This window comes from Collinsella aerofaciens (assembly GCF_015554145.1).
In the GTDB taxonomy this organism is placed as follows: domain Bacteria; phylum Actinomycetota; class Coriobacteriia; order Coriobacteriales; family Coriobacteriaceae; genus Collinsella; species Collinsella aerofaciens_AA.
In genome coordinates this window covers 1-2,217 of record NZ_JADNHZ010000045.1, presented here as the reverse complement: position 1 = coordinate 2,217, position 2,217 = coordinate 1, and the positions used below count along the sequence as shown (strand labels likewise).

Annotated in this window: 1 protein-coding gene; it reads left to right on the top strand. The window is 56.7% G+C overall.

The window, feature by feature from the left end; genetic code table 11:
* Window positions 1-303: 303 nt before the first annotated feature.
* A complete protein-coding gene (locus I2E13_RS10840) occupies window positions 304-1,998 on the top strand; it encodes a phospho-sugar mutase (protein WP_055252695.1) in 1,695 nt (564 codons plus the stop codon).
* The last annotated feature ends 219 nt before the right edge of the window (window positions 1,999-2,217 follow it).

Here is a 2,217-nt window from a genome sequence, read left to right as displayed (position 1 = left end):
CATCGCGCCGAGAGTACTGCGGGGCCAGCCCGTGGGAGGCCAGGGCGCCGCTGACCGGTGGACGGCACCGAGCCGTCATCGAAACTGAAAAAGGGGGAGGCCTCGCGGCCTCCCCCTTTTTTGCGTTTACGGGCAACATTCCTTATGCAATTAAATCAATTTAATCATCCACCGCTGAATATAGACGTTCACCGTTCTTTGGTCGGTTCTCTGTTCTCAATGGACTAATATTTGCTTTAGCGCACTGCTGCGCTTGTCCTGTTTTACACGGGTCGTTTTATTGATTGTGAAGGAAGGACTCACATGGCAGATGTTCATGAGCTGCTTGATACTTGGATTGCCAATGTCAAGGACGAGGAGCTCCTCGCTGAGCTTAACACGATGAAGGAGCAGGGTGATGAGGACGCCATCACCGATGCTTTCTTCCAAGATCTCGCCTTCGGTACTGCCGGCCTTCGCGGCACTATCGGTGCGGGCACTAACCGTATGAATATCTATACGGTCGGTCGTGCGACCCAGGGATTCGCTGACTACCTCAATGCGACCTTCGAGCATCCAACGGTTGCCATCGCTCGCGATAGCCGCAATAAAGGTGAGCTGTTCGTTAAGACGACGGCTGCCATTCTTGCAGCAAACGGCGTGACTGCCCTCGTTTATCCCAAGATTTCTCCTGTGCCGACGCTCTCCTGGGCCGTCCGTGATCTTAAGTGCTCCGGTGGCATTTGCATGACCGCTAGTCATAACCCGGCACCGTATAACGGCTATAAGGCCTATGGCCCCGACGGCTGCCAGATCACCAGCGAGGCCGCCGATGCAATTTCTAAGGCTATCGCCGAGACCGATACGTTCACCGGTGTGAAGTCCATGGACTTCGATGAGGCTCTTGAGCAGGGCCTGGTCAAATGGATCGATGACTCGTGCCTCGAGCGTTATTACGACGCCGTTCTCGCTCGCGGCGTTACGAATCTTTCTGCCGAGGAGATTGCCGGCGCACCGCTCAAGCTTGTCTATACGCCGCTGAATGGTACCGGCCTCATTCCCGTCACCACGGTGCTCGAGCGCGCTGGCATCACTGATGTCACGGTTGTTCCCGAGCAGAAGGAACCTAACGGCGATTTCCCGACCTGCCCGTATCCTAACCCCGAGATCCGACAGGCCATGCAGAAGGGCATCGATCTCTGCGAGCAGGTTCACCCCGATCTGCTGCTTGCGACCGATCCCGACGCCGACCGTGTTGGCGTTGCCGTTAAGAATGGCGATGACTATCTGCTGCTGACCGGTAACGAGATGGGCGTCCTGTTGCTCGACTATATTTGCAAGACCCGTGCCGCCCGCGGCGAGGACCTCACTAAGAAGGTCGCGGTTACTACCATTGTTTCTTCCGCCATGGTCGATGCTCTGGCCGAGGAATATGGCTTTGAGCTCCGTCGCTGCCTGACGGGCTTCAAGTACATCGGTGACATCATTACCTCGCTTTCCGATGCCGGTGAAGTCGATCGCTTTATCTTCGGTTTTGAGGAGAGCTACGGTTATCTGGCTGGTGATCACGTGCGCGACAAGGACGCCGTGAGCACTTCGCTGCTGATTTGCCAGATGGCTCAGTATTACAAGCTGCAGGGTAAGAACCTCGCCGACGCGATGCACGAGCTGTACGAGAAGTATGGCTACTATCACAACAAGACGATTTCGCTGAGCTATCCGGGCGCTGAGGGTGCGGCAAAGATGGCCGGCATCATGGCTGGTCTGCGCGAGAACCCGCCCGCGGAGCTCGCCGGTTCCAAGATTGAGGCCGTCGTGGACTACAACACCTGCGTGAACGGCCTGCCGAAGGCTAATGTCATTGAGTTCGATCTCGAGGGTGGCAACAAGGGTATCGTCCGTCCTTCCGGCACCGAGCCCAAGATCAAGCTGTATATCTTTGCCAAGGGCGCGGATGCCGCCGAAGCTGATGCAGCACTTGACGCGATTGAAGAGTCCGGTCGCAAGCTGCTGGCATAAGGTATTTAAGAGTCTATTACTGTAGATAGGCGAAAGAGGGGATCTCGGAAACGAGGTCCCCTCTTATATTTACCCAGCCAGCCGAGAGTCCTTATATGTGTAGGAAATGTGTACGCCCAGATTCCCGCCCCCGGCGCCCCTCCGGTCTGGCAATATATCTCCTTGCCGCGCGGCCCGGTCGGACCGGATCAGCCGCCAGGCGTGCACCTTGAGAACCGG

Bases quoted from the DNA above. Each gene is read 5' to 3' on its own strand.
- I2E13_RS10840 (WP_055252695.1), top strand. From the start codon at position 304: ATGGCAGATGTTCATGAGCTGCTTGATACTTGGATTGCCAATGTCAAG.